We start from the raw sequence: 25,134 nt of genomic DNA on the forward strand, positions 1-25,134 counted from the left end.
AAAGGCTAGGCGGGCGTGCGGACGGGTCCGACGCCCATCGCCTCGCGGACGTCCGCGAGCACGGGTGCGGCGATCGCGCGCGCCTTCTCCGCGCCGACCTGGAGGAACCGCTCGATCTCGGTCGTGTCGTCCTTGATCTCGTTGAACCGCTCGCGCGTCGGGGTGAGCCACGCGGCCACCTCCTCGCCGACGGCGGTCTTGAAGTCGCCGTAGCCCGAGCCCTCGAAGGCCTTCTCGATCTCGCCCGGCGTGGTGTCGCGCACCACGGCCAGGATCTCGATCAGGTTCGAGATGCCCGGCTTGTCGTCGGCCACGATGATCTCGCGGCCGCTGTCGGCCGTGGCGCCACGGAACTTCTTGACGATCGACGCGGGGTCCTCGTCGACGTAGACGCGGCCCTTGTCCGTCCCGCCCGTGGTCGACATCTTCTTCTCGGGCTCCTTGAGGTCGCGCACGCGGGCGCCGACCGTGGGGATGTTGCCCTCGGGGACGACGAGCGTCTCGCCGAAACGCTTGTTGAACGCTTCCGCGACGTCGCGCATGAGCTCGATGTGCTCGCGCTGGTCCTCCCCCACCGGCACCTCGTGCGCACGGTAGGCGAGCACGTCGGCGGCCATCAGCACCGGGTAGAACAGCAGTCCCGCGCTCGCCCGCTCACGCGCGGCGCCCGCCTTGTCGCGGAACTGGTGCATCCGGTTGAGCTGGCCGACGGAGGTCACGCTCGACAGCAGCCAGCACAGCTCCGAGTGCTCCTGCACGTCGCCCTGGCGGAACAGCACGCAACGCTCGGGGTCCAGTCCCGCGGCGACCAGCAGCGCCGCGGTCTCGCGCGTGCGCTGACGCAGCTCGGCGGGGTCGTACTGGACGGTAGTGCCGTGCAGGTCGACGATGCAGTAGATCGCCGGGTCGGCCTTGTCCTGGCCCTTGACGTAGTTGAGGATCGCCCCGATGTAGTTGCCGAGGTGCTTGCGCCCGGTGGGCTGGATGCCGGAGAAGATGACCACTGTGCGGCTTAGCCTAGCTTTGAGGCGAAGATCACCTCGGCGCTGTCGGACCCGGTTCGAGTCCTGATCGAGGCCCACACCGGCAGCTTCGGGGTGCGCCGTAACGCGCGCCGCCCGGCCGCCGTCGTCTTGAGCTGGACGCGCAGCGGGCCCGCGGGCGCCTGGACCGTCCGGCGGGCGATGAGCGTCCCGTCGACCGTGCCGCGCGCGGTGCGCCGCCGGAGCGTGACGGTCGTGCGGGCGGGGGCTTCGAGGCGTCCTTCGCGGAAGCGACGATCGACGCGGCGCAGCGAGGTGAGCCCGGTGACCGGTCGGGCGCAGCCGTCTCCGTTGCGGTCCTGCGGCTCGCCGATCGTGCGGTCGGCGCCGGGGCCGCAGATGAAGTCGACCGGGACGCCGCCGGGACCGGTGAGCGCGAGGGCGAGCAGGTCGTCGCCCTCGCCGCCGTTGAGCGTGACGCCGGGCGCGCGGCCGGCGAAGGTCAGCGTGTCGTCCCCGACGCCGCCGTCGACCTGGAACGGCCCGGGCGCGGCCGCCTCGTTGTAGACGTCGAGGCGGTCGTCGCCGGGGCCGCCGGCGATCACGGCGTTCGGGGCGGTCGCCGAGAACAGGTCGTCGCCGGCGCCGAGATCGGCGATCACCGGCCACGGGCCACGGACCTCGACGTTCTCGTCGCCCGAGCCGCCGATCACCCGCACCGCGGTGATCCCCGCCACCGAGCAGCTGATCTCGACGCCCTCGCAGCCCGGGCCCGGCGTGACGCCACCACCGATCACGAACAGCTCGTCCTTGGTGTCGCCTTCCATCAGCAGGAACGTGCCGTGGTCATCCGCGGCGGGATCGGTGCGGTAGACGAGCTCGGTGCCCTCGATCCCGATCGTCTCGGCGGCGGACGCGGTCGCCGGCACGGCGAGCAGGACCAGCAGGAACGCCAGCAGCCTCATCGCAGGCGCGCCCCGAAGTCGATCTCGCTGCGGTCGCCGCCCGTGCGCGTCTTGACCGTCACGAACAGCTTCAGGTCCGGGTCGCGGCGGATGTACCTGCGCCCGGCCTTCGTCGTCTTCAACCGGGTTCGGAGCGGGCCGGCGGAGGCGTCGAACGTGCCACGGGCGAGCAGCGGGGCGCGGCGCCCGTTCGGCCCGGGGTTGCGGCGGAACTCGACGGCGCCGGATGCGGGCGCCGTGAGCGTCGCGCCGCCGAACGCGCGTGAGACGAACGCCGGTGGCGCCGGGAACGTGACGTGCGCGGCGCAGCCGTCGCCGGGGCGGTCGACGAGCGCGAGCTGCGTGGCGTCGTCGCCGGCGCCGCACGCGATGTCGAGACCCGGGCCGTCGGTCCCGAGCTGGACGATGAGGTCGTCCGGCCCGTTCCCGCCTGACAGTGAGATCCCGGCCTTGCGCTGCCCGTCGACGAACAGCAGGTCTCGCCCTTCGCCGCCCTCGACGGCGAGCGGTCCGGTGAACGCCTTGCCGATCGTCGCCTGCGCGTAGTCCTCTCCCGGGCCCAGGTCGATCCTGCCGGTGCGGGTCACGACGCCCACGCGGTCGCTGCCACCACCGGCGGCGAGGTCGAGCGCCGGAGCGTCGCCGTCGAAGTCGTCGCTGCCGGGTCCGAGATCGACGATCGCCGGCACCGGGAGCCCGTACATCGCGATCAGGTCGTCGCTGTCGCCGGCGAGCACGCGGATGGCGCTCAGCCCGTCGGTCGGGCAGCGCACGACCTCGCGCTCGCGGGTGCAGCCCGCGGCGGGCGTGATGCGCGCATTGCCACCTTCCCGGCCTGCGAAGGTGAGCGCGCCGCCTCCGTGCTCGGCCTCGAACAGGTCCTCCTGCCCGGGCGCGGAGCGGTACACGAGCTCGGTGCCTTCGCGCCCGACGGTCGCGGCGTGGACGGAGGTCGGCGCTGCCAGCAGCAGCAGCGGCAGCGGGATCAGTCGACGCATTCAGCCGACCTTAGAGCGGAACGTGGTCTCGCCGCGGTCGTCGCCGGTGCGGGTCCGGATGCTCACGAACACCGTGAGGTGCGGTGCGCGCCGGAGCAGACGTGTGCCGGCGGCGGTGCGTTTGAGGCTCACGCGCAGCGGCCCCGGCTGGGCGGTGAAGACGCCGCGCGCGACCGTCGGCCCTTCGTAGCCGGACAGCCCTTTGCGGCGTTTGAGCGTGACCGAGCCGCTCGCCGGCCCCGTCAGCGCCCCTTCCCGGAACGCGCGGGAGACCGTCTTGGTGGTGATCCCGGCCAGGTGCGCGGCGCAGCCGTCACCCGGGATGTCACGCGGGTAGGCGACCCAGCGGTCGGCGCCCGCACCGCAATCGAACGTGACCGCCGCCTTGCCGGTCGCGGTGGCGTAGAGCTTGTCGTTGCCGTCGCCCCCGATCAGGGTCATCCCCGGCCCCCGGCGCTGCAGCGAGATCACGTCGTCGCCCGGGCCACCGTCCAAGGCGTACGGGCCACTCGACCGGTCCGAGCCCTCGACCTCGAAGCCGTCGTTGCCGTCGCCGCCCGAGATCGCGGCGCTGTCCGCGCTGACGACGCCTTGGTCCTTCCCGGCCCCGCCGAGCACCATGACGGCGGTGCCGGAGGCGTCGAAGTGGTCGTCGCCGTCACCGAGGTCGAGCGTGAGCGGCAGCGGCGTGAAGGCTTGGACGTCGTCGTCGCCGTCCGCGGCGAAGACCGTGAGCCCGGCGACGCCCGCCAGCGGGCACTGGACGCCGAGCCGGGAGTCATTGCAGCCCGCGCCGACGCGCAGCGGCGCGCCGAGCGGGTTGACCAGCAGCGCGTCGTCGCCGTCGCTGAAGATCAGCTTGTCGGCGACTCCCGGGTCGGCGCGATAGACGAGCTGGGTGCCTTCGAGCGCGATCACGCCCGCCTGGGCGGACGCGGGCAGCGCGAGCAGCGCGGCGAGGACGACGATCACGAGACGCATGCGGGTCATGTACCCATGCGCGAGTTGAAGCTGACCTCGCCTCGCTCACGGCCACTTCGCGTCTCGATCGAGACCGCCACCGGCAGCCGCGGCCTCTGGCGCAGCCGCTCCCGCCCGGCCGCCGTGCGCTTCAAGCTGACCCGCAGCGGCCCGGACCGGGCGGGAAAGGTCCCGTGGGCGATGCGCTCGCGGCCCCGCCCCCAGTCGTCCAGGCGCCTCAGGGTCACGCTGCCGCTCGCCGGCGCCGTGCGCGTCCCGTCGCGGAACGGGCGCGAGACGGTCTTGGTCGTGATGCCGGTGAGCGTCGGCGCGCAGCCGTCGCCCGGCAGGTCGTACGGACCCGCGGACCAGCGGTCAGCGCCAGGTCCGCAGACGATCGCGACCGGTGCCGCGCGGCCCGGCCGGAGCCCGCCCGGCAGCGCCGCGTAGGCGCCGATGTGGTGCAGCGAGAGCGCGTCGTCTCCCGCACCGCCGTCGAGCGTGGAGGGCCCCTTGTGGAAGTCCTCGACGTAGAGGTCGAGCTGATCGTCGCCCTCGCCGCCGACGACGCTCGCCTGCGTCGTCTCTGCCAGCCCGACGTCGTTCCCCGGCCCCAGGTCGGCCACGACCGCCTGCGCCTGCCCGTGGAAGCGATCGCTTCCTGCGCCGAGCGTCATCGTCACCGTGAGATGCCCGAAGTACGCGACGGTGTCGTTCCCGTCGCCGGTGACGAGCGTCACGCCGGCCACGCCCGCGGGCGGACACTCCACGTCGCCCTCGGTGCCGCCGCATCCCGGGCCGGGCCGCACACCCCGCCCGGAGAAGAAGAACACGCCGTCGCCGTTGTAGCCGGAGAGGAGCTTGACCTCCTCACCGGGGTCCGAGCGATAGACCAGCTGAGTCCCTTCGAGCCCGACGACACCCGCCTGGGCGGACGCGGGCAGCGCGAGCAGCGCGAGAACGGCGATGGGGAGACGCATGACGCGTCTCCCCATACCCGTTTTCGGCGACTAGAGCGGCTGACGGATGACCGGGCGCTTGGCGGCCCCGGCCTCGTCGAGACGCCGGACCGGCGTCCCGTACGGCGCGTTGCGCGCGATCTCCGGATCCTCGGCGCCCTCGCGCAGGATGTCGGCCATCGCCTCGGCGAACGCGTCGAGCGTCTCCTTGGTCTCGGTCTCGGTCGGCTCGATCAGGAGCGCCTCGTCCACCAGCAGCGGGAAGTACACCGTCGGCGGGTGGAAGTTGTGATCGAGCAGGCGCTTGGCCAGGTCCAGCGTGCGCAGGCCCAGCTCCTTCTTCATCGGCGCGCCCGACAGCACGAACTCGTGCATGCAGATGCGGTCGAAGGCCGGCGGGAGCAGGTCCGTGACGCCCAGCTCACGCAGCTTCGCCAGCAGGTAGTTGGCGTTGAGCACGGCCAGCTCCGACGCCTCCTGCAGGCCGTCGGAGCCGAGGCTGAGGATGTACGCGTAGGAGCGCACGAACACGCCGTAGTTGCCCTGGAAGCCACGCAGGCGGCCGATCGACTTCGGCCGGTCGTAGTCGAGGTCGAACGTGCCGTCCTCGCGCTTGACGACGTGCGGCTTGGTGATGTACGGCTCCATCCGGTCGCTCACCGCGATCGGGCCGGCGCCCGGGCCACCGCCGCCGTGCGGCTGGGTGAACGTCTTGTGCAGGTTGAAGTGCACGATGTCGAAGCCCATGTCACCGGGGCGCGTCTTGCCCATGACGGCGTTCAGGTTCGCGCCGTCGTAGTACAGCGTCGCGCCCACACCGTGGACGATCTTGGCGATCTCCTCGATGTTGGAGTCGAACACGCCGAGCGTGTTCGGGTTGGTGAGCATCAGGCAGGCGACCTGGTCGTCGGCCTTGGCGCGCAGGTCGTCGATGTCGACGCCGCCGTCGGCGTTCGTGCCGACCTTGACGACCTCGTAGCCGCCCATGGTCACCGTCGCCGGGTTGGTGCCGTGCGCGGTGTCCGGGGTGAGGATCTTCGTGCGGTGGTCGCCGCGGTCCTCGTGGTAGGCGCGGGTGAGCAGCACGCCGGCCAGCTCGCCGTGGGACCCGGCGGACGGCTGCAGCGACACGTGCGGCAGGCCCGCGACCTCGCCGAGCGCACCCTGCAGCTCGTACATGAGCTCGAGGGCGCCCTGGGCGCGCTTCGGGTTCGTCAGCGGGTGCAGGCGGGCGTTGCCCGGCAGCGCCGCCACGCGCTCGTGCAGCTTCGGGTTGTGCTTCATCGTGCACGAGCCGAGCGGGTAGAAGCCCGAGTCCAGGTCGAAGTTGCGCTTGGACAGGCGGTTGTAGTGGCGGACGATCTCCGGCTCGGCGATCTCCGGCAGCTTCGGCGTCTCCGCGCGGCGGAACTGCGCGGGCAGCTCGTGCTTCGGGACGTCCAGCTCGGGCGCCACGAACGCGCGCCGGCCCGGCTTGGACTTCTCGTAGATGGTCTTGGCGCGGTCGCGCTGCTGCTCGGTCTCGATCACGCTCGAGCGCTGCGGGTGCAGCTCGTGCGCCTCGATGCCCGGGTCGCCGTGCAGCTTGTTGTCGGTCACCGTGGTCATGCGAGGGCCTCCTTGAGCACCTCGGCGAGGCGGTCGATGTCCGCCTTGCTGCGCTGCTCGGTGATGGCCACGAGCAGGCCGTTGTCCTCCAGCGGGTAGCCGGCGTTGACGCCACGCTCGGAGCAGAACTCGAGCACCTCGTGGACGTCCTTGCTCAGCTTGAGCGCGAACTCGCGCACGACGGGCTGGTCGTGCCAGAGCTCGACGCCGTCCAGCGCCGCGAGCGTCTTGCGGGCGTAGTGCGTGCGCGATACGAGCAGCTCGCCGAGCTCCACGAGGCCTTCACGGCCCAGCCAGCTCAGGTAGATCATGCCCGCGAGCGCGTTCAGCGCCTGCGCCGTGCAGATGTTGTGCGTCGCCTTCTCGCGGCGGATGTGCTGCTCGCGGGTCTGCAGGGTGAGCACGAAGCCTCTACGGCCGTCGACGTCGGTGGTCTCACCGGCGATCCGGCCCGGCATGCGCCGGATGTAGTCCTGCTTGGCGGCGAAGAAGCCGAACGACGGACCGCCGAAGTCCAGCCGGTTGCCGAGCGTCTGGCCCTCGCCGACGCAGATGTCGACGTCGTCCTCGCCGGGCGCGCGCAGCACGCCGAGCGTGAGCGGGTCGGCCTGGACGATCAGCAGCGCCTTGCCCTTCTTGGCGCTCAGGGACGCGACGTCCTCGATCGCGCCATGGAAGTTCGGCTGGCCGATGAAGATCGCGGCGACGTCGTCGCCGACCTCGCCGAGCTGCGTGAGGCCGTTCTCGACCGGGAGCATCTCGATCGTCGTGCCCCAGCCGGCGGACGTGGTCCGCAGGGTCTCGACGCTGTGCGGGTGCAGGCTCTCGGACACCAGGAACGTGGTCTTCTTGGTGTGCGTGTGCGCCAGCCAGCCGGCGGCGGCGACGGCGCTCGGGCCCTCGTAGACGGACGCGTTGCTGATCGGCAGGCCGGTCAGCTCCGAGATCGCCGTCTGGTACTCGAACATCACCTGCAGCCCGCCCTGGGAGATCTCGGGCTGGTAGGGCGTGTAGGGCGTGAGGAACTCGGACCGCGAGAGGATCGAGTCGATCAGCGCGGGCACGTAGTGGTCGTACATCCCGGCGCCGAGGAACGAGATCTCGTCCTCGGCGGAGACGTTCTTCGCGGCGAGGTCGCGCAGGCGGCCATAGACCTCCTGCTCGGGCTTGCCCTTCGGCAGATCGAGCGGACGACCGAGGCGGACGCCCTCAGGGACGTCCGCGAAGAGGTCGTCGATCGACTCGACGCCGATGGCGGCGAGCATCTCCTGCCGGTCGGTTTCAGTCGCAGACGTGTAACGGCTCATAGTTGAGCCGTCCAGCTTATGACAGGCTCTGGCGGTAGCTCTCGGCGTCCATCAGGCCGTCGGCCTCAGAGGGATCGGAGAGCTTGATCTTGACGAGCCAACCCTCGCCGTAGGAGTCCTCGTTGATCTGCTCCGGCGAGTCCTTCAAGCCGTCATTGACCTCGACGATCTCGCCGCTGAGCGGAGCGATCACGTCCGAGACCGCCTTGACGGACTCGACCTCGGCGTACGGGCTGCCGGCGGTGATCGCCGTGCCGACCTCCGGCGGGTCGAAGAACACGACCTCGCCGAGCTGGTCCTGGGCGTACCAGGTGATCCCGAGCGTGGCGGTGTCGCCCTCGATCCGAGCCCAGTCGTGCTCGGTGTGGTACTTGAGGTCGTCGGGGTAGCTGGCGTCGGCCATCCGTCAGGTCTCCTTCGTGTAAAGCGGCTTTTCGCGAACTTCGGCGGCGCGCGTGCGGCCGCGGACGTCGATCTCGAGCTTGGTCCCGGGCGCGGCCTTGTCGACCGGCACGTAGGCCATGCCGATGCCGACGCCCAGCGACGGGCTGAGCGTGCCCGACGTGACCTCGCCGCCACCGACGACGGGGTTGCCCTGGCGGGCGATGCCCTGCTCGGTCACGAACGGGACGAGCAGCTCGGACGGGCCGTTGTCGCGGGCGACCTTGATCGCCTCCGCGCCGATGAAGCCCGTGTCCTCCTTCACGCACCACCCGAGGCCGGCCTCGATCGGGCCGCGCGTCTCCATCAGGTCGTTGCCGTAGAGGTGGTAACAGACCTCCAGGCGCAGCGTGTCGCGCGCGCCGAGGCCGATCGGGACGACGCCCGCGTCCAGCAGCGCGTCCCAGACCTTGACCGAGCCGATCGGGTCGATCAGCAGCTCGACGCCGTCCTCGCCGGTGTAGCCGGTGCCGCACACCAGCACGTCCTCCACGCCGGCCACGGTGGCGCGGGTGGTGCGGAAGCGCTTGGGCAGCTCGACGTCCGTGAGGCCCGCGACGATCGCGCGCGCCTCCGGGCCCTGGACCGCGAGCATCGCGTAGTCGTGCAGGCGGTCGTGGAGCGTCACGTCGAAGCCGGCGGCCTGCTTGGTGAACCAGGCGAGGTCCTTGACGTGGTTGGCCGCGTTGGTGACCGTCAGGTAGTGGTTCTCGCCGAGCTTGTAGGTGAAGAGGTCGTCCAGGACGCCCCCGTCTTCCTTGGTCAGGACGCTGTACTGCGCCCCGTTGTCGGCGATCTTGCTGACGTCGTTGGAGAGGATGCGCTGGAGGAACTCCAGCGCCTGCGGACCGGCGGTCTCGATCTCGCCCATGTGGGAGACGTCGAAGACGCCGGCCTTGGAGCGCACCGCGAGGTGCTCCTCCTTGATGCCCGCGTACTGCACGGGCATCTCCCAGCCGGCGAACGGCACGAGCTTCGCGCCCGCGGCGACGTGGCGGTCGTAGAGCGCGGTTTTCTGCAGAGTGGTGTCGGACCCGATGGCCATGCGGCCCCGGACCCTAGCGCGCTCAGGCGACGATCGGGCGGCCCGCGACGGCCTGGGCGACGATGCGCGCCGCCACCGACGAGTCCGGGCGGATGTCACGGCTGTCGGCCACGAGGCGCGCCACGGCGCGCAGCGAAGGCGCCGCGGCGATCACCCGCTCGCCGAGCGCGTGCAGCTCGGTCGCGTAGCGCACGGCCTCCCGGTCCTCGCGCTCGAGGCCGAGCCGGCGCGCTTCCTCCTCCGCGTGGTCGGCGGCGGTGGAGTCGTGCGGGGCGAGCACGGCCAGCAGCACGTCGCGTGCCTGGCGGGCGGCGGACATGCGGCCGGCGTGCTTGGACGCGTACATGCGCTGGTCGGCGATCCGGAGGGCGCTGTCGGAGTCCGCCGCCTCGGTGGGCAGCGTGATGAACCCGTACGAGCAGCCGACCCAGTAGCCCTCACCCTCGGCGCTGAGCGAGTGCGCGGCGCCCTCGACGAGCGTCGTCGGGTCCTCGCCGCGGGGGCGCAGCAGGACGCAGAACTCGTCGCCGCCCATCCGGAACGCGCGGCCGCGCGGGCCGACGAAGCTGTCCAGGCGGGCTCCCAGACGCGCGAGGAGCTCGTCACCGGCCGGGTGGCCGAACGTGTCGTTGTAGTGCTTGAACCCGTCCAGGTCGAAGAGCGCGAGCACGTGCGGGGTCTCGGGGCGCGCGTCCGGCAGGACCTCCTCGAGCATGCGCGTGAGGGCGCGGCGGTTGCCGAGGCCGGTCAGGTGGTCGGTGACGGCCTCGTCGCGGGTCGTGCGCAGCATCGAGACGTTCTGGCGGAAGGTGATCGTCAGGCGGACCATCACGAACACCAGCGCCGCCGCGGAGAGGGCGACCGCCAGCGGGTTCAGGTCGACCGCGGACGCGTAGACGAGCAGCTCGAGGCCGACGGCGCCGGACACGAGCGGGGCGATCATCAGGCGCGGGCTGTCGTCGGCGGGCCGGCGGCGGCTGGTCGGCCCGCGCTGCCAGGCGGCGAGCGCGATCGCCAGCAGGCCCAGCCACCACGCCATGTCCAGCCACCCGCCGGACACGAACGTGCCCTCGGCGGTCCGGACGAGGAACACCGAGTCGGCGAGCCAGAACGCCAGGATCCCGCCGACCAGCAGCGCCCAGGTGCGGTCCAGGCGCCAGCCGGTGGCGGCGAGCGCGCCGACGCCGATGGCCAGCAGCACGAGGTCGAAGATCGGGTACGCGAGCGTGATCGCCACCGACACGGGATCGCCCTCGGCGTGCTCGAGCACCGCCTGGACGACGATCGCCGCGCTCAGGGCGGAGACCGCCAGCGCGGCGGTGATGCCGTCGACGAGGAGCGTGGGCGTGAGCCGGACGCGGTGGCGCAGGAGGATCACCATCCCGCCGAAGACCAGCGGGGCGAAGAGCAGGAAGCCGACGTCCGCGAAGCTCGGGATCGGCGGTGAGGTGTCGTCCCAGAGGACGGCGGTGTAGTAGACCTCGCCGGCGCTCCACGCGGCGACGCCGCCGCCGATCAGCAGCCAGGCCGCGCGCTCACGGCGGATGGCGACGGCCCGCGCGAGGCAGAGCGCGGCCGCGACCGCGAGCACGACGTCGTGTGCGAACCGCGAGAACAGCGGTCCGAGGTCATGCCCGCCGAAGGCCGCCTCGTTGAGCCCGTACCCCAGCAACCACGCCACGCAGGCGAGGAGCGGCACGAGCAGCGGTGGGCGGCGCGACAACATCACCCCGCGTTATCGGCCGTGACGGCCGATAACGGGAGGTCAGCGAAGGAACGGCGGGATGTCGAGATCGTCGTCGCGGATGACGAGCGAGTCGCGCTGACGCTCGTCGATGCGCGGGTTGCGGTCGCGGGGCGCGCGCTGACGCTCCTCGCGGGCCGCCCGCACGCCGCCGTGGTCGAAGCCCGTGGCGATCACCGTGACGCGGATCTCCTCGCCCATCGCCGGGTCGATGACCGCGCCGAAGATGATGTTCGAGTTCGCGTCGGCGGCCGAGTGGATCAGCTCCGCGGCCTCGTTGACCTCGAACAGGCCGAGGTCCTGTCCACCGGTGATGTTGAGCAGGATGCCGGTGGCGCCCTCGACCGACTCCTCCAGCAGCGGGGAGCTGATCGCGGCCTTGGCGGCCTCGGAGGCGCGGTTCTCGCCCTGGGCGGTGCCGATGCCCATCAGCGCGCTGCCCGCGTTCTCCATGATCGCCCGCACGTCGGCGAAGTCGAGGTTGATCAGGCCGGGGATCGTGATCAGGTCCGTGATGCCCTGGACGCCCTGGCGCAGCACGTTGTCGGCCTCGCGGAAGGCATCGAGGATGCTCGTCCGGCGCTCGACGATCGCGAGCAGCTTCTCGTTCGGGATGACGATCAGCGTGTCGACCATCTCGCGCAGGCGGTCGATGCCCTCCTGCGCCTGGCGGGCACGCTGCGAGCCCTCGAACGCGAACGGCCGCGTGACGACGCCCACGGTGAGGGCGCCGATCTCGTTCTTGGCGATCTCGGCGATCACCGGCGCCGCGCCCGTGCCCGTGCCGCCGCCTTCGCCGGCCGTGACGAAGACCATGTCCGCGCCCTTGAGCGCTTCCTTGATGTCGTCGCGCGACTCGGCCGCCGCGCCCTGGCCGATCTGCGGGTTGGCTCCTGCGCCGAGGCCCTTGGTGAGGGCACCGCCGATGTGGAGCTTGAGGTCGGCGTCCGTCATCTGGAGCGCCTGCGCGTCCGTGTTGGCCGCGATGAACTCCACGCCGGACAGACCGGCGTCGATCATCCGGTTCACGGCATTGGTTCCACCGCCGCCGACACCGACGACCTTTATGACTGCGAGATAACCGCTGGCTTCCATTTGGGTTTTCCGTCCGGACCTCTAGTTAGGGTCGAGCGTTTTAGCATGCTCGCCGACGGCGCGGATTACGCCAAGGTACGGGGATTTCGTTCCCGATGTCAACGAGAGCGAATCCGCGCACAGATCGTTGCAAGCTGCCGAAGTCTCGACTACGGATTGAGAGTTGGGCTGTTCTCACCCTCAAGTTGAAGGTTCGGGTCGGGCGTGGGTGTGGCGATCGGCGCGAGGCCGCCCGCGGCCACCCGGCCCGTGATGCGGAGGTCGAGATAGACGGCGCCCTGGGCCGAGATCTCGGCCAGGACGCGGGCCGCCGCGGCCCATTTCTTGTCGGCGTCCTTGCCGTCCCCGAAGATCAGCTCGGGGCCGTCCTCCACCTCGGCGACCACGCCGCGCTTCTCGACCTTGACCTCACCGGTCCGGCCGCGCAGCGGTGTCGGGACGGCGCTCGCGACGGCGAGCGCGTCGAGGATCTTGCGGTCGGTGATGCGTGCCCCGGCGGGCTCCGACTTGACGCTGATGGTCGGCAGGTCGCGCTCGGCGGTCACGCCGCGCAGCAACGTGCCGTTGCTCGTGACGGGGATCCGCCGTCGTTCCCCGGCGCGCGCGACGGCCGCGACCGGGCGGCGCTCGACCACCTGGATGCGGAGCGTGTGCGGGAAGTCGGCCTTGACCTTCAGATCGCCCACCGAGCTGTACGGCGCGGTCGCCTCATGGAGCACCTGCTCGCGCACGTGCAGGGTCGTCATGTCCTTGGCCGCCCCCTCGAGCGCCGTGCGGACCTGCTCGCCGTCGGAGGCGGTGATGCCGCTGATCTGGACGTCGCGCACCGCAACCAGGCTCGATTGGCGCAGCCACAGGTAGCCGCCGCCCGTCAGCACGATTACGGCGACGACGGCAAGACCAACTTTGAGGCGCGTCATCGTCCGGGTGCTTCGCTATGCGCGACCAGGTCCCTGCCGATCGTGTTGACGTCGCCGGCGCCCATCGTGAGCAGCAGGTCGCCGTTCTGCAACGTGTCTTGCAGGAACCGGCGCGCCGCGGCGTGGGTCTTCGCCCAGAACACGGGCATGCCCGGCCGGGCGTCCAGCGTGGTCCGCACGATCGTCAGCCCGGACACGCCGGGGTAGTCCGCGGCCGTTTCCCGCGCGGGGTACACGTCCAGCACCGCGACGACGTCCGCGCCGGCGAGGGCCTGGCCGAACGCCATCGCCTCTCGCTGGGTCCGGCTGAACAGGTGCGGCTGGAAGAGCGCGACGACGCGGCCTGCGTCGCGCGAGCGGGCCGCCTCGATCGTCGCGCGGACCTCGGTCGGGTGGTGGGCGTAGTCGTCGACCACCGTTGCCCCCTGGGCCTCGCCGACCACCTCGAAGCGCCGCCCGGCACCCTGGAAGTCGGCGAGCCGGGCGGCGGCCGCGGCGACGTCCTCCCCGGCCAGCTCGATCGCCTTCAGCGCCGCGGCGGCGTTGCGGCGGTTGTGCGCGCCGGGCACGGGCAGCGGGCCGTCGAACTCGCCGAAGACGTGCGCGTCCGCGCGCAGGCGTGTGAGGTCGGGCGCGACGACGGCGTCTCTCGCGCGTGCGAGGAACGCCGCGAAGGTCTCGTCCACGTCGCGGGACGACGCGTAGGTGGTGTGGTGGTCGAGCTCGGCGTTGGTGACGACCGCGATCGTCGGGTGCAGCTTGAGCAGGCTGCGGTCGGACTCGTCGGCCTCGACGATCAGCCACTCGCTGTCGGGGTGCCAGTCGGCGTTGGTGCCGGTGCTGCGGACCTCGCCGCCGACCAGGTAGCTCTGCCCGGGCAGCGCGTGGACGAGCATCGAGCTCGTGGTCGTCTTGCCGTGGGTGCCGGAGACGGCGATCGTCGGCTTGAGCTGCGTGAGCTCGGCGAGCAGGTCGGCGCGGTGCAGCTCAGGCGCGCCGGTCGTGCGCTCCGGGTTGTCGGCCGGGATGGCGCTCGAGTAGACGACCTCGGCGCCCGCGGGGACGTTGCTCGCGGCGTGGCCGCCCTGGGCGCGGTCGGAGCCCGTGACGTCGGCGCCGAGGATGCGGGCGACCTTCGCGAGCCCGCTCATCCCCACGCCGCCGATCCCGACGAAGTGCAGTTTGCGTCCTGACCACGGCTGATTCACGCCTGTCAGGCTACGGCGCTTGGCCGACACATCGAGGATCGAACGGGTGGCGCGCGAGGCGTTCGGCTTCCCGTCACTGCGTGCGGGGCAGCGCGAAGCCATCGAGGCGGCGCTGGAAGGCCGCGACGTGCTCACCGTCATGTCCACCGGCGCCGGCAAGTCCGCGATCTACCAGATCGCCGGGCTCCTCACCCCGGGCTCGACCATCGTCGTGTCCCCGCTGATCGCCTTGCAGCGCGACCAGGTCGACGGGCTCAACGAGGTCGCGGCGGGCGGCGCGGCGCAGCTGAACTCCTCGCTCCCCAAGGGCGAGCGCGAGGAGGCGCTGCACGAGCTGGCCGAGAACGCGCTCGAGTTCCTCTTCCTGGCGCCGGAGCAGCTGGCGCGCAAGGACGTGCTCGACGAGCTCGCGGTCGCCGACATCTCGCTGTTCGTGGTCGACGAGGCGCACTGCGTGAGCGAGTGGGGCCATGACTTCCGGCCGGAGTACCTGCGGCTCGGGGCGGCGATCCAGGCCCTGGGGCGCCCGCCCGTGCTGGCGCTGACCGCGACGGCCGCGCCGCCGGTGCGGGACGAGATCGTGACGCGGCTCGGCCTGCGCGACCCGGTCCTGCTGATCCGCGGCTTCGACCGGCCCAACCTGCGCTTCTCGGTCGAGCGCTTCCACGGCGAGCAGGGCGCCGAGCGCAAGCGGCGGGCGCTGATCGAGCGCATCCGCGAGTCCACGCCGCCCGGGATCGTCTACGTGAGCACGCGCCGCGAGGCCGAGGAGCTCGCCGCCGAGCTGTGCACCGACGAGCTGCTCGCCGCCTCCTACCACGCCGGCATGAAGTCGGCGGAACGTGAGGACGTGCAGGAGCGCTTCATGGCCGGCGACCTGAACGTCGTCGTGGCCACCACCGCCTTCGGCATGGGCATCGACAAGGCCGACGTGCGCTGGGTCTTCCACGCCGAGGTCGCCGAGTCGTTGGACGCCTACTACCAGGAGGCCGGCCGCGCCGGCCGCGACGGCGAGCCCGCCGAGATCGTCCTCTTCTACCGGACCGAGGACGTCGGCCTGCGCCGCTTCTTCGCCGGCGGGCACCTCGAGGTCGACGAGCTCGCCCACGTGCTCGACGCGGTCCGCCGCGGCGTGCCGGCCGCGGAGTTGAAGGCCAAGGCCGACCTGTCGGACACGAAGCTCGCCTCCGCGCTCTCACGGTTGGAGGACGCGGGCGCCGTGCACGTCGAGATGGACGGCGAGGTCTCCCCGGTGTCCGACTCTCCGTCCTCCGAGCTGGTCACCGCCGCCGCCGAGGCCGAGGAGATGCGCCGCTCGTTCGACCGCTCCCGCGTCGACATGATGCGCGCCTACGCCGAGACCGACGACTGCCGCCGCGCCTTCATCCTCAGCTACTTCGGCGAGCCCTTCGAGCCCCCGTGCGGGAACTGCGACAACTGCGAGGCCGGTCGCGTGAGCGCCCCGCCCGCCGACGTCCCCTTCCCCGTCGGCGCCCGCGTCGCCCACGGCTCCTGGGGCGAGGGCGTCGTCCAGCGCTACGACGACGACATGATGGTCGTCCTCTTCGACGAGGCGGGCTACAAGACCCTCGCCCTCGAAGTCGTCCGCGAGCGCGAGCTGCTCACCTCGGTCTAACCGCGCGAGACCCTGCCGGCGGCGATTGCCGCCACGCGCGCGGCACCCGCCCAGCGCGCGGCGCCCGCCATGCGCGGGGAGTCTTGCCGGCCGCGCGCGACGTCCTGTCGTCGCGCGGCCGGCGGTCTCCCCCGAGGTTCAGCTGCCGTCCGCCGCGGCGTTCATCTCGTCCTGCGCCGCCTCGAGCTGCTCGCGCGCCTCGTCCGGGATGTTCGCGTCCTTCGCCGCGTCGATCGTCTCGTTCGCAAGGTCGTTCATGTCCTCGTTGATCTCCTTCGCCGCCTGCTCGGCGTCCTTCGTGCCGTTCTGAACGTCCTTCGCCGTCTGCTGCGCGTCCTTCTGGACCTCGGCGGCGTGGTCCCGGATGTCCTCGACCTTCTTCTCATCGACCCCGGTCCCACCGCACGCGGCGATGGTGAGCGAGACGGCGACGGCCGTGGCGGTGAGAACCTTGCGAATCATGGGAGTTCCTTTCGTCGGGGAGTGACGTGGACTCTGCCGTCCGCTCGCACCCCCGACCTCAGGGAACACCCGGAACCCGCACCCTGAACGTGCCTCGTCGGGGTGCGGCTATCCGCCCATCCAGGAATCCGCGCCATCGCCGAACCACATCAACTCACCACTCGCTTGGTGCTGGTCACTTTGCTGGGCAGAGCCCAGCAAAGCCACCACGCGCACCGCGACGCCCGACGGTGGGCTCCCGGACGCGAATCGCACCCGAGAGCGCCGCTCGGAGTGAACGCCGCGCCCGCCTACCCGCGCCCGCGCGCGGCCGCGTCGAGGACCTCACGCGCGATGTCCGCCGCCGCGTTCGGCCGGGCCAGGGCGAGCGACGCCGCGGCCATGTCCTCGCGGGCGGCCAGGACCGCGTCGGTCTCGGAGCGCAAGCGTTCCGCCGTGACCTCGTTGTCCGGGAGAACGCGGGCGGCGCCGGCGTCGGCCATCCAGCGGGCGTTGGTGGTCTGGTGGTCGCCGGTCGCGTGCGGATACGGGATGAGCACGGCGGGGAGGCCGTACTGGGCGAGCTCGAACACGGAGCCGCCCGAGCGGGCGACCGCCGCGTCCGCGGCGGCGAGGGCGATGCCAAACGGCGTCAGGTAGTCGAGCAGGACGTAGTGCTCGCCGGGGGCGGACAGGTCCGGGAAGTCGCGCGTGCCCGCGACGTGGATCACGCGGTACGGGGCGTCCTTGAACGCCTCGACGGCCGCGTGGTTGATCGAGCGGGCGCCGAGGGAGCCGCCGAAGATCAGGACGGCGGTCTCCTCCGGGCCGATGCCGAGCTGGGCCCGGGCCCGGGCGCGGTCGGCGTAGACGGCGGGGACCGGACGGCCGGTCACGTGAACCCGGGTGGGGTCCTCATGGCCCTCGAGCGGGAACGCGAGGCAGAGCTTCACCGCACGCTTGGCGAGCAGGCGGTTCGTCAGGCCGAGGTGGGAATCCGCCTCGGAGAGGACGAGCGGGATCTTCGCGCGGGTCGCAGCGAGGCCGACCGGGCCGGCCACGTAGCCACCGCCGCCGAGGACGGCGTCCGCCTGGCGGGCCTTGAGGATCTTGCGGGCCGCGCCGAGCGCGCCGACCGCCTTGCCGACCGCGCGGGCGGCCTTCAGCGGGTTCGAGCGGCTGATGCCCTCGACGTTGATCGTGTCCAGCTCGTAGCCGGCCTTGGGGACCAGCTCGGCCTCGGCGCGCTCCCCGCCGACGAAGGTGACCTGGGCGCCCTCAGCTCGCAGCGCGTCGGCGACCGCGATCGCCGGCACCACGTGCCCCGCTGTCCCCCCGGCCGCGATGACGATCCTTGGCGGCGGCGTCACGAGCGGACTTCGATCGGACGGGGACGGCGTTGAGCGCATGGGCGTGGCCGCCCGAGGCGACATTGAGCAGCACGCCCATCGAGGCGAGCAGCGTGATCAAGCTCGTCGAGCCCGACGAGATGAACGGCAGCGGGACGCCCGTCAGCGGCGCGAGGCCGAGGATGGCGTAGACGTTGAGCAGGGCTTGGCACAGGATGAGTGAGGTGATGCCGCCGGCGACGAGTTTGGCGTAGATGCCCTTGGCCTTCTTGGCGGTCTGCAGCCCGGCGTAGGCGATGATGCCGTACAGGCTCAGCAGACCGAGGATGCCTGCCACGCCGAGCTCCTCACCGATGATGGTGAGGATGAAGTCCGTGTGGGCCTCAGGAACGTAGTAGATCTTCTGGATGGACTGGCCCAGGCCGTTGCCGAACAGACCGCCCGAGCCGATCGCGATCAGCCCCTGCACGGACTGGAAGCCCTCCTCCGTGGCGTGCGCCCACGGGTTCAGGAACGTCATCAGGCGATCGCGCCGGTAGGGCTCGACGACCGCGAAGAGCATCACGAGCGTCGCGCCGGCGCCGGCCACGAGCCCCAGCTGGCGCATCGGCAACCCGGCCGTGACCAAGAGCATCGCCATCGTGAAGCAGATCACGAGGCAGGTGCCCAGGTCCGGCTGCGCCGCGATCAGCAGCACCGCTGCGCCGCCGACGCCGATCACCGGCCCGATCACCGTCTTGATGTTCCGCGCGATCTTGGGCCTCGTGGCGATCACCGTCGCCACGTGCAGCACGAGCGCGAGCTTCATGACCTCGCTCGGCTGGAACGTCAGCGGCCCGGCACCGAGCCAGCGAGTGGCGCCGTTCACGTTCACGCCGACCCCCGGCACCTTGACCAGCACGAGCATCACGAACGCCGCGAAGAGCAGCGCCTTCGTGTACCTGCGGATCAGGTTGAGATCCAGCCGCGAGACCACGTGCATGACCATCAACCCGAGCGCACCGTGCATCAGGTACTTGACGAGGTACGTCGTCCCGTCGCCCTGACCTTCGAGCATCGTCTTGGCGCTGGACGCCGAGTAGACCATCACCGCGCCACCCGCCAGCAGGCAGAACGTGGCAGTCAGCAGCAGACGGTGTTCTAGTGGCTGCTGCGATCGGCCCATCGAGCCGCTGTTCGGTGCCGGGGGCCGGTCCCCTGCCGAGAATCCCTGGAAACTCTGAGAACGGCCCCGCGGCGCTCATCTTCACCTCCTGGCCGTAGCGGACGTTCCGGTGACGAACGGCCAGCCCGGTTCGGCCGCCACACGGGCGCGCACCCGGCGCGGAGGCGTCCGCGGGCGGTGCCCGAAGCGGCCGCCCGTGGCCTGCAGGCGCGTCGTGGCGAACGTCCGCCAGCGCCCGCCGTGCAGCGACTGCAGCTGCACCCGCTTCGCGATCCCCGGCGGCGCACCGCTGACGCGCCCTTCGATCCGCCCGGCGCGGGTGATCCGCACGGCGATCTTCGGCACGACGTGCACCGACAGGGCGACCGTGCGGCCGCCGTGCGCGAACGTCAGCACGCGGGACGCGCCGGGCGCAGGCAGGAAGCTGAAGCGCCCCGCGCTGTCCGTGACCGCTCGCCCGGCGCCGACCGGAACCGCGCCCCGCGCACGCAGGAGGCTGGCGACCGTGACCACCTCGCCGGCGAGCGGCCGCCCGTCCACGCGGGTCAGCGCACCCGTCACCTTCCGGCGCTCACCCCAGCGAACGGTCACGACCGACCGGCCGGACGCGAACGCCGCGCTGAGCCGCGATTCCGTGGTCACGGGAGCGGGAGCGGGAGCGGGCGCGGGCGGCGGCGGGCCGGCCGCGACGACCGGCTCGGGTGTCGATGCGGCGTTGGGGACGGGTGTCGGCGTGGCCGTCGGCGTCACGACCGGCGCGACCGGCAGCCGCGCGGTCGGCTCGGAGACCGCCTCCGCCGCGCCCTCCGCGTTGCTCACGCGGACCTTGAAGCGCAGCCGCAGCCCGGCGTCCTCGGCCGTCGGCGTGTACACGGGGCCGTCGGCGCCCGCGATGTCCGACCAGACGCCGTCCTCGAGCCGCTGCCAGCGACGCGCGTACGCGAGGTTCGCGCCGGTCCACGCGCCGTCGTCGGCGTACAGGGTCGCGCTGCCCGAGATGCGGGGCGCACGCGTCGACGTCGGGGCCGGCACGTTGTCGACCAGGAACCGGACGGGCCCGTGGACCCCCGTGCCCGTCAGCGTCGCGTCGGCGGCGAGCAGCGTCGCCTCGTGCTCTCCCTCGGCGAGCCGCGTCGTGTCGACCGCCAGGGCGCCCGACACGCCGAGCGGGCACGGCACCGCGAGCCCGAACGAGCAGTCGCGCGCCCGCTCGGCGACCACCGCGCCGTCCACGAGCAGCTGCTCGCGCCGGACGCCGCCGCCCTTGTCGTGCGCGGCGTACGCGATCGTCCGCGTGCCCGTGAGCGCACCGGCCGCGAGCAGCGAGCCGGACACCGAGCTCACGACCGGGGGCGAGTCGTCGCGCAGGTCGATCGACGCCGAGTGCACGTGGAGCCACGAGTTGCCCGTGCAGGCGCCGCCGCCGCCGCAGTCCAGGCGGGCGGTCAGCGTGGTCTGGCCGCGCAGCCCGCCTCCCGCCTGCAGCTCGGGGCCGGCGGACGTCGCGCCGCCGAAGTTCGGCCGCGCGTCGTAGAACGCCTGGCTGGGCCCGGTGAGCGTCGTCACCACGCTGGTGCCGAAGGGCTGGTTCGCCGCCTGCCCGTAGGTCCGGGAGAGGCGGAACCCGGCGATGTCGGTGTCGGCCGGCGCGGTGAACGTCCACCCCGCGGTGCTGGCCGGCTGCGTCGAGATCGCGGCGCCCATCGCCCCGCCCGCGAGCCCGCAGGAGTTGCCCCACCCCGAGTACGAACCCCAGTAGAACGGTGCCCACCCCGACGTCGACCCGTTGGCGCACGACTCGACCGTGTACGTCCCCGCCCGCGCCGCCGCCGGTGCGACGACCAGCAGCGCCACGACCAGCAGCGCGAGCACGAGGGCGACCGGGCGCAGCCGCGCGCGGGCGCGCCGACGGGCCGGCCGTGGCCGACCGCCCCGCCGGGGACGGGTGCGCCGAGCGAGCGGCGCACGCGGCCGGCGGCCGGCCGACGTGATCGCGGACGAGCTCACGCCGCCGCCTTGGCCGTCGCGCGGGCCGGGGGCCGTGAGCCCGCCGGAGCGGCCGCGTCGAGCGCCGCGGACGCGCCGCGCACCGGGGGCCGCGGGTCCGCCTCATCGGTCGCCGCCGGCGCGGCGTCGGCGTCCGGTGGGCGCCAGGCCGGCGGGCGGATGCGGCGCGACGGCGTGGCTCGGCCGCCGTCGAACTCCAGGCCCTCCGCCTCGAGGCGGCGGCGGACCTCGGAGGGGTCGCCGAGGGCGGTGCCGCCGATCGTGCCGTCCGTCTTCAGGACGCGGTGGGCGCCGTCCAGGGCTTCGCGGATGAAGCGCTGGTTGAGGGCGCGGGCGTGGCGCTCGTTGCCGCCGGCCGCCGCGGCGAGGTCGCCGTAGCTGATCCAGTGGCCGGGCGGGATGGCGGCGACCGTCGCGCGGAGGCGATCGAGGTCCATGAGTGGCTCCTTCCAGTGGGTTGTCTCCGCACATGAAGGGGCCTGCGGCGGGGGATCAGCCGCTGGGGGCGTGGATTGGCACAGAGTTGGTGCAGATCTGTGACGGGGCGTGACGAAGCCGCGCGGAAGGCGCGGCTCAGATCACGGACTGCTGGTACAGCGTGAAGCCGATCGCCGCGCACACCGCGGCGACGATCCAGAAGCGCAGGATGATCTTCGTCTCCGACCAGGCCTGCAGCTCGAAGTGGTGGTGGATCGGCGCCATCAGGAACACGCGCTTGCGGAACGTCTGGAAGGCGAAGACCTGGATCATCACCGACAGCGCCTCGATCACGAAGATGCCGCCGAGGATGATCAGCAGCACCTCGGTCTTGGTCATCACGGCCATGCCCGCGATCGCACCGCCCAGGCCCAGTGACCCGGTGTCGCCCATGAAGATCGAGGCCGGGAACGAGTTGAACCAGAGGAAGCCGACGCACGCGCCGACCAGGCAGCCCGCGACGAGCGAGAGCCCGAGCTGGTCGGTCGTGAACGTGATCGCGATGTAGGCCAGCAGCACGATCGACGCGCAGCCCGCCGCGAGGCCGTCCAGGCCGTCGGTGAGGTTGACCGCGTTGGTGGTGCCGGCCACGACCAGGTAGATGAAGAACGGATACAGGTAGCCGAGGTCGATCGTGGCGTCGACGACGCGCAGGTTGAGCGTGTCCGGCAGGTCCGCGAGCCGTGTGGCCACGAGCCACAGCCCCACCGAGATCAGGATCATCACCACGAGCTTCGTCCGCCCGCGCAGGCCGAGCGAGCGCTTCTTCATCAGCTTCGTGTAGTCGTCGGCGAAGCCCAGCAGCGCGCACGCGACGGCGGCGCCGAAGACGCCGATCGCCCGCCAGTCGAGGTCGGTCAGCAGCAGGAACGGCACCGCGATCGCGGTGAAGATGATGATCCCGCCCATCGTCGGCGTGCCCGCCTTGGAGTGGTGCCCCTCGGGGCCCTCCTCGCGGATGTTCTGGCCGAACTCGCGCGCGCGCAGGAACGAGATGAACTTCGGCGACAGGAAGATGCAGATCAGCAGCGAGGCGGTGCCCGCGATCAGGACCTCACCCACGGGCCAGCGCCTCCGCGACCGTCTCGAGGCCGATGCCCCGCGAGGCCTTGACCAGCACGATGTCGCCGGGGTGCACGAGGCCGGCGGTGATCTCCGCGGCCTCGGCGGCGTCCGTGGCGAGGTGCAGCTCGCCGTTGAACGTCTCCGGCATGGCGGTCGTGGACAGCGGACCGACCGCGACGAGGACATCAACGCCGGTTGACGCGGCGTGCTTGCCGATCTCCCGGTGCGCGTCCAGCTCGCCCTCGCCGAGCTCGAGCATGTCCCCGAGAACGGCCACGCGTCGCCCCGTAGGCGCCTGCGTGGCGAGATCGTCAAGCGCGGCGACCATGGACAGCGGATTGGCGTTGTAGCAGTCGTTGATCACGACGACCCCGCTGGCGAGCTCGACGTGCTCGCCGCGCAGCGCGCCGAACTGCACGTCCACGGGCCCGCTCGGCTCCACGCCGACGGCCTGCGCCGCGGCCACCGCGGCGAGCAGGTTGACGAGCTGATGACGCGCCCGGAACGGCACCTCGAGCTCCACGACCAGCTCGCGCGCGTTGATGCGCACCTTCGGCGGGTCGAAGTCGTCGAGGAAGACGTCCGTGCCGAAGCGGATCACGTCCAGGTCCTCGCCCAGGTACGGGTCCAGCAGCGGGACGTCGGCCGGGATCACCGCGACGGGGACGTGCGCGAGCAGCTCCGCCTTGGCCCGCGCGACGCCTTCCAGCGAGCCCACGAGCTCGATGTGGACCGGGCCGACGTTCGTGATGACGCCCACGTCCGGCTCCGCGATCCGGGCCAGCTCGTCGATCTGCCCGAAGCCGCGCATGCCCATCTCGAGCACGAGCACCTCGGTGCCCTCGGGCGCGGCGAGCACGGCGAGCGGCAGGCCGATCTCCGTGTTGAAGTTCGCCGGGTTGGCGGCGACGCGGCGGTGCGGCGCGATCAGGGCGGCGATCAGCTGCTTCGTCGACGTCTTGCCGACCGAGCCGGTGACGCCGATCACGGCCGCGTCCAGCTCCCGGCGCCAGGCCGTGGCCAGCGTCTGCAGCGCCAGCAACGGGTCCTCGGAGACGAGCACGGCGCCACCGGACAGCCCGTCCGCGTGCTGCGGATCCACGAGCACGCCCCAGGCGCCCGCACCGAGTGCCTGCGCCGCGAACCGACCACCGTCGACGCGCTCGCCCGGCAGGCCGACGAACAGGTCCCCGGGCTCGATCGAGCGGGTGTCGATCACCGCGCGGGTCGGGCCGCCGTCCCCCGCCGCGACCAGCCGCGCGCCCGCCGCTTCCGCGATCCGCTCCGCGTTCCACGACCTCATGAGGCCGGCACCTTCGCCGCGATCGCCTCCCGCGCGACCGCGGAGTCGTCGAACGGCTCCTTGCGGCCGTTCTCGAACTCCTGCCCCTGCTCGTGGCCCTTGCCCGCGATCACGACGACGTCGCCCGGCCGGGCGAGCTCGATCGCGTGGAAGATCGTCGCCCGCCGGTCGGCGTCGCGCTCGACGACCGCGCGGGGCGCGTCCGGGATGCCCGCGACGATCTCGTCGATGATCGCCTCCGGCGCCTCGCTGCGCGGGTTGTCCGATGTGATCAGCGCCACGTCGGCCAGCCGGGCCGCGATCTCACCCATGAGGGGCCGCTTGCCGCGGTCGCGGTCTCCCCCGGCGCCGACCACGACGATCAGCTTCCCGGACGCCATCTCGCGCGCGGCGAGCAGCACCTGCTCGAGCGCGTCGGGTTTGTGCGCGTAGTCGACCACGACCCCGAAGGGCTGCCCCGCCTCGACCGGCTGGAACCGGCCCGGAGCGGTCGCCGCATGCGCGAGCGACTCCGTGATCGTCGCCGGCTCCGCCCCCAGCGCCCGCGCGGCGGCCCAGGCGCCGAGCGCGTTGAGCACGTTGAAGCGGCCGGGGATCGGCACCCGCGCGGGGAAGTCGCCCTCCGGCGTGACCGCGACGAAGTCGCAGCCCGTCGCGTCCGTCCGCACGTCCACGGCGCGGTAGTCCGCCTCCGCCTCGATCGCGAACGTGACGCAGTCGAACTCCTCGATCAGCCGGCGGCCGTACGGATCGTCGGCGTTGACGATCTTCGTCCGTGTGAGCGGTGAGGCGAACAGCAGCCGCTTGGCCTGGAAGTAGTCCTCCATCGTGGGATGGAAGTCCAGATGGTCCTGCGTGAGGTTCGTGAACACGGCCGCGGCGACGTGGATCGCGTCCGCGCGGCGCAGCTCGAGCGCGTGCGAGGAGATCTCCATCGCGCACGCGCGGTCACCGGCGTCGAGCATCTCGCGGAACGTGCGCTGGAGGTCGATCGCCTCGGGGGTCGTGCGCACGACGGTGTGGTCGACGCCGCCAATCACCGACTTCACGGTGCCCAGCAGGCCGGTCGCCGTCCCGCCGCCCTCGAGCAGCGCGCGCGTGAGGAAGGCGCTGGTCGTCTTGCCGTTGGTGCCGGTGATGCCGACCACCTGGAGGGTCTCGGTCGGGTCGCCGTAGAAGCGCGCGGCGGCCTGTGCCATCGCGGCGCGCACGTCGTCGACCTGCACCTCGGGCACGCCGAGGCCCAGGGGGCGCTGCACCACCAAGGCAACGGCCCCACGGGCCACCGCGTCGTGGGCGAAGTCATGGCCGTCGCGGGTGAACCCCGGCACGCAGAAGAACAGCGTGCCCGGACCCACGAGCCGGTTGTCGAACGTCAGGCCCGTAACGACCACGTCGGGGCCGTCCCCGAGCAACTCGCGGAGCGTCATGCGCCGGGCAGTCTATGAGGGGACACGG

22 protein-coding genes are annotated in these 25,134 nt (G+C 72.2%); 1 reads left to right on the forward strand and 21 read right to left on the reverse strand.

Translation table 11 applies throughout. From position 1 onward, the window contains the following. Positions 1 to 5: 5 nt before the first annotated feature. From trpS to C8N24_RS29910, 13 genes are all read right to left on the reverse strand, one after another. Positions 6 to 1,004: a tryptophan--tRNA ligase gene (gene trpS / locus C8N24_RS29850; RefSeq protein WP_121257136.1), complete on the reverse strand. Its 999-nt coding sequence runs from the start codon at positions 1,002 to 1,004 to the stop codon at positions 6 to 8. 8 nt (positions 1,005 to 1,012) lie between these two features. Next, positions 1,013 to 1,948, reverse strand: a complete 936-nt coding sequence (locus C8N24_RS29855; protein WP_121257138.1) for a hypothetical protein — start codon at positions 1,946 to 1,948, stop codon at positions 1,013 to 1,015. Further along, complete coding sequence (locus tag C8N24_RS29860; RefSeq protein WP_121257140.1) at positions 1,945 to 2,946, reverse strand: hypothetical protein; 1,002 nt, start codon at positions 2,944 to 2,946, stop codon at positions 1,945 to 1,947. Before C8N24_RS29860 ends, C8N24_RS29855 begins: the two co-directional genes overlap by 4 nt. Continuing rightward, the gene (locus tag C8N24_RS29865; protein WP_121257142.1) at positions 2,947 to 3,936 is read right to left on the reverse strand and encodes a hypothetical protein; all 990 of its coding nucleotides are present in this window, start codon (positions 3,934 to 3,936) and stop codon (positions 2,947 to 2,949) included. After that, positions 3,933 to 4,886, reverse strand: coding sequence for a hypothetical protein (locus C8N24_RS29870; RefSeq protein WP_121257144.1), 954 nt, complete (start codon positions 4,884 to 4,886; stop codon positions 3,933 to 3,935). Before C8N24_RS29870 ends, C8N24_RS29865 begins: the two co-directional genes overlap by 4 nt. Positions 4,887 to 4,916: 30 nt before the next feature. Further along, positions 4,917 to 6,473, reverse strand: coding sequence for an aminomethyl-transferring glycine dehydrogenase subunit GcvPB (gene gcvPB / locus C8N24_RS29875; RefSeq protein WP_121257146.1), 1,557 nt, complete (start codon positions 6,471 to 6,473; stop codon positions 4,917 to 4,919). Beyond that, positions 6,470 to 7,738 carry an aminomethyl-transferring glycine dehydrogenase subunit GcvPA gene (gcvPA, locus tag C8N24_RS29880; protein ID WP_245972017.1) on the reverse strand — a complete coding sequence of 423 codons (1,269 nt, stop codon included), beginning with the start codon at positions 7,736 to 7,738 and terminating at the stop codon, positions 6,470 to 6,472. Before gcvPA ends, gcvPB begins: the two co-directional genes overlap by 4 nt. Positions 7,739 to 7,796: 58 nt before the next feature. Beyond that, entirely contained in the window at positions 7,797 to 8,183 is a 387-nt protein-coding gene (gene gcvH, locus C8N24_RS29885) for a glycine cleavage system protein GcvH (protein ID WP_121257150.1), read from the reverse strand. 3 nt (positions 8,184 to 8,186) lie between these two features. Further along, positions 8,187 to 9,266: a glycine cleavage system aminomethyltransferase GcvT gene (gene gcvT / locus C8N24_RS29890; protein ID WP_121257152.1), complete on the reverse strand. Its 1,080-nt coding sequence runs from the start codon at positions 9,264 to 9,266 to the stop codon at positions 8,187 to 8,189. A 22-nt stretch (positions 9,267 to 9,288) separates the two neighbouring features. Continuing rightward, a complete protein-coding gene (locus C8N24_RS29895; protein WP_121257154.1) occupies positions 9,289 to 10,992 on the reverse strand; it encodes a GGDEF domain-containing protein in 1,704 nt (567 codons plus the stop codon). A gap of 39 nt (positions 10,993 to 11,031) precedes the next feature. Beyond that, positions 11,032 to 12,105 (reverse strand): cell division protein FtsZ, encoded by a 1,074-nt coding sequence (gene ftsZ, locus C8N24_RS29900; RefSeq protein ID WP_121257156.1) that lies wholly within the window; start codon positions 12,103 to 12,105, stop codon positions 11,032 to 11,034. Positions 12,106 to 12,254: 149 nt separating this feature from the next. Beyond that, entirely contained in the window at positions 12,255 to 13,025 is a 771-nt protein-coding gene (locus C8N24_RS29905) for a cell division protein FtsQ/DivIB (RefSeq protein ID WP_121257158.1), read from the reverse strand. Then, a complete protein-coding gene (locus tag C8N24_RS29910; RefSeq protein WP_245972018.1) occupies positions 13,022 to 14,233 on the reverse strand; it encodes a UDP-N-acetylmuramate--L-alanine ligase in 1,212 nt (403 codons plus the stop codon). The genes C8N24_RS29905 and C8N24_RS29910 overlap by 4 nt, the downstream gene beginning before the upstream one ends. 46 nt (positions 14,234 to 14,279) lie before the next feature. On the opposite strand from C8N24_RS29910, the gene C8N24_RS29915 reads away from it, so the two are divergent. Continuing rightward, positions 14,280 to 15,869 carry a RecQ family ATP-dependent DNA helicase gene (locus C8N24_RS29915; RefSeq protein WP_211340183.1) on the forward strand — a complete coding sequence of 530 codons (1,590 nt, stop codon included), beginning with the start codon at positions 14,280 to 14,282 and terminating at the stop codon, positions 15,867 to 15,869. A gap of 138 nt (positions 15,870 to 16,007) precedes the next feature. On the opposite strand, the gene C8N24_RS29920 is transcribed toward C8N24_RS29915, so the two are convergent. The 8 genes from C8N24_RS29920 to C8N24_RS29955 form a co-directional block, all read right to left on the reverse strand. Next, complete coding sequence (locus C8N24_RS29920; protein ID WP_121257164.1) at positions 16,008 to 16,331, reverse strand: hypothetical protein; 324 nt, start codon at positions 16,329 to 16,331, stop codon at positions 16,008 to 16,010. Between the two features lie 290 nt (positions 16,332 to 16,621). Continuing rightward, entirely contained in the window at positions 16,622 to 17,626 is a 1,005-nt protein-coding gene (locus tag C8N24_RS29925) for a UDP-N-acetylglucosamine--N-acetylmuramyl-(pentapeptide) pyrophosphoryl-undecaprenol N-acetylglucosamine transferase (protein ID WP_245972019.1), read from the reverse strand. Beyond that, positions 17,589 to 18,824, reverse strand: coding sequence for a putative lipid II flippase FtsW (gene ftsW, locus C8N24_RS29930; RefSeq protein ID WP_121257168.1), 1,236 nt, complete (start codon positions 18,822 to 18,824; stop codon positions 17,589 to 17,591). The genes C8N24_RS29925 and ftsW overlap by 38 nt, the downstream gene beginning before the upstream one ends. An 81-nt stretch (positions 18,825 to 18,905) precedes the next feature. Continuing rightward, positions 18,906 to 20,831 (reverse strand): hypothetical protein, encoded by a 1,926-nt coding sequence (locus C8N24_RS29935; protein ID WP_147448043.1) that lies wholly within the window; start codon positions 20,829 to 20,831, stop codon positions 18,906 to 18,908. After that, a complete protein-coding gene (locus tag C8N24_RS29940) occupies positions 20,828 to 21,268 on the reverse strand; it encodes an MGMT family protein (protein WP_121257172.1) in 441 nt (146 codons plus the stop codon). The genes C8N24_RS29935 and C8N24_RS29940 overlap by 4 nt, the downstream gene beginning before the upstream one ends. 136 nt (positions 21,269 to 21,404) lie before the next feature. Beyond that, the gene (gene mraY / locus C8N24_RS29945) at positions 21,405 to 22,370 is read right to left on the reverse strand and encodes a phospho-N-acetylmuramoyl-pentapeptide-transferase (protein WP_121257174.1); all 966 of its coding nucleotides are present in this window, start codon (positions 22,368 to 22,370) and stop codon (positions 21,405 to 21,407) included. Continuing rightward, a complete protein-coding gene (locus C8N24_RS29950; RefSeq protein ID WP_121257176.1) occupies positions 22,363 to 23,676 on the reverse strand; it encodes a UDP-N-acetylmuramoyl-tripeptide--D-alanyl-D-alanine ligase in 1,314 nt (437 codons plus the stop codon). Before C8N24_RS29950 ends, mraY begins: the two co-directional genes overlap by 8 nt. Continuing rightward, positions 23,673 to 25,106, reverse strand: coding sequence for a UDP-N-acetylmuramoyl-L-alanyl-D-glutamate--2,6-diaminopimelate ligase (locus tag C8N24_RS29955; RefSeq protein WP_121257178.1), 1,434 nt, complete (start codon positions 25,104 to 25,106; stop codon positions 23,673 to 23,675). Before C8N24_RS29955 ends, C8N24_RS29950 begins: the two co-directional genes overlap by 4 nt. Positions 25,107 to 25,134 lie beyond the last annotated feature (28 nt).

Origin of the sequence: Solirubrobacter pauli (genome assembly GCF_003633755.1) — a bacterium.
GTDB classification, from domain to species: domain Bacteria; phylum Actinomycetota; class Thermoleophilia; order Solirubrobacterales; family Solirubrobacteraceae; genus Solirubrobacter; species Solirubrobacter pauli.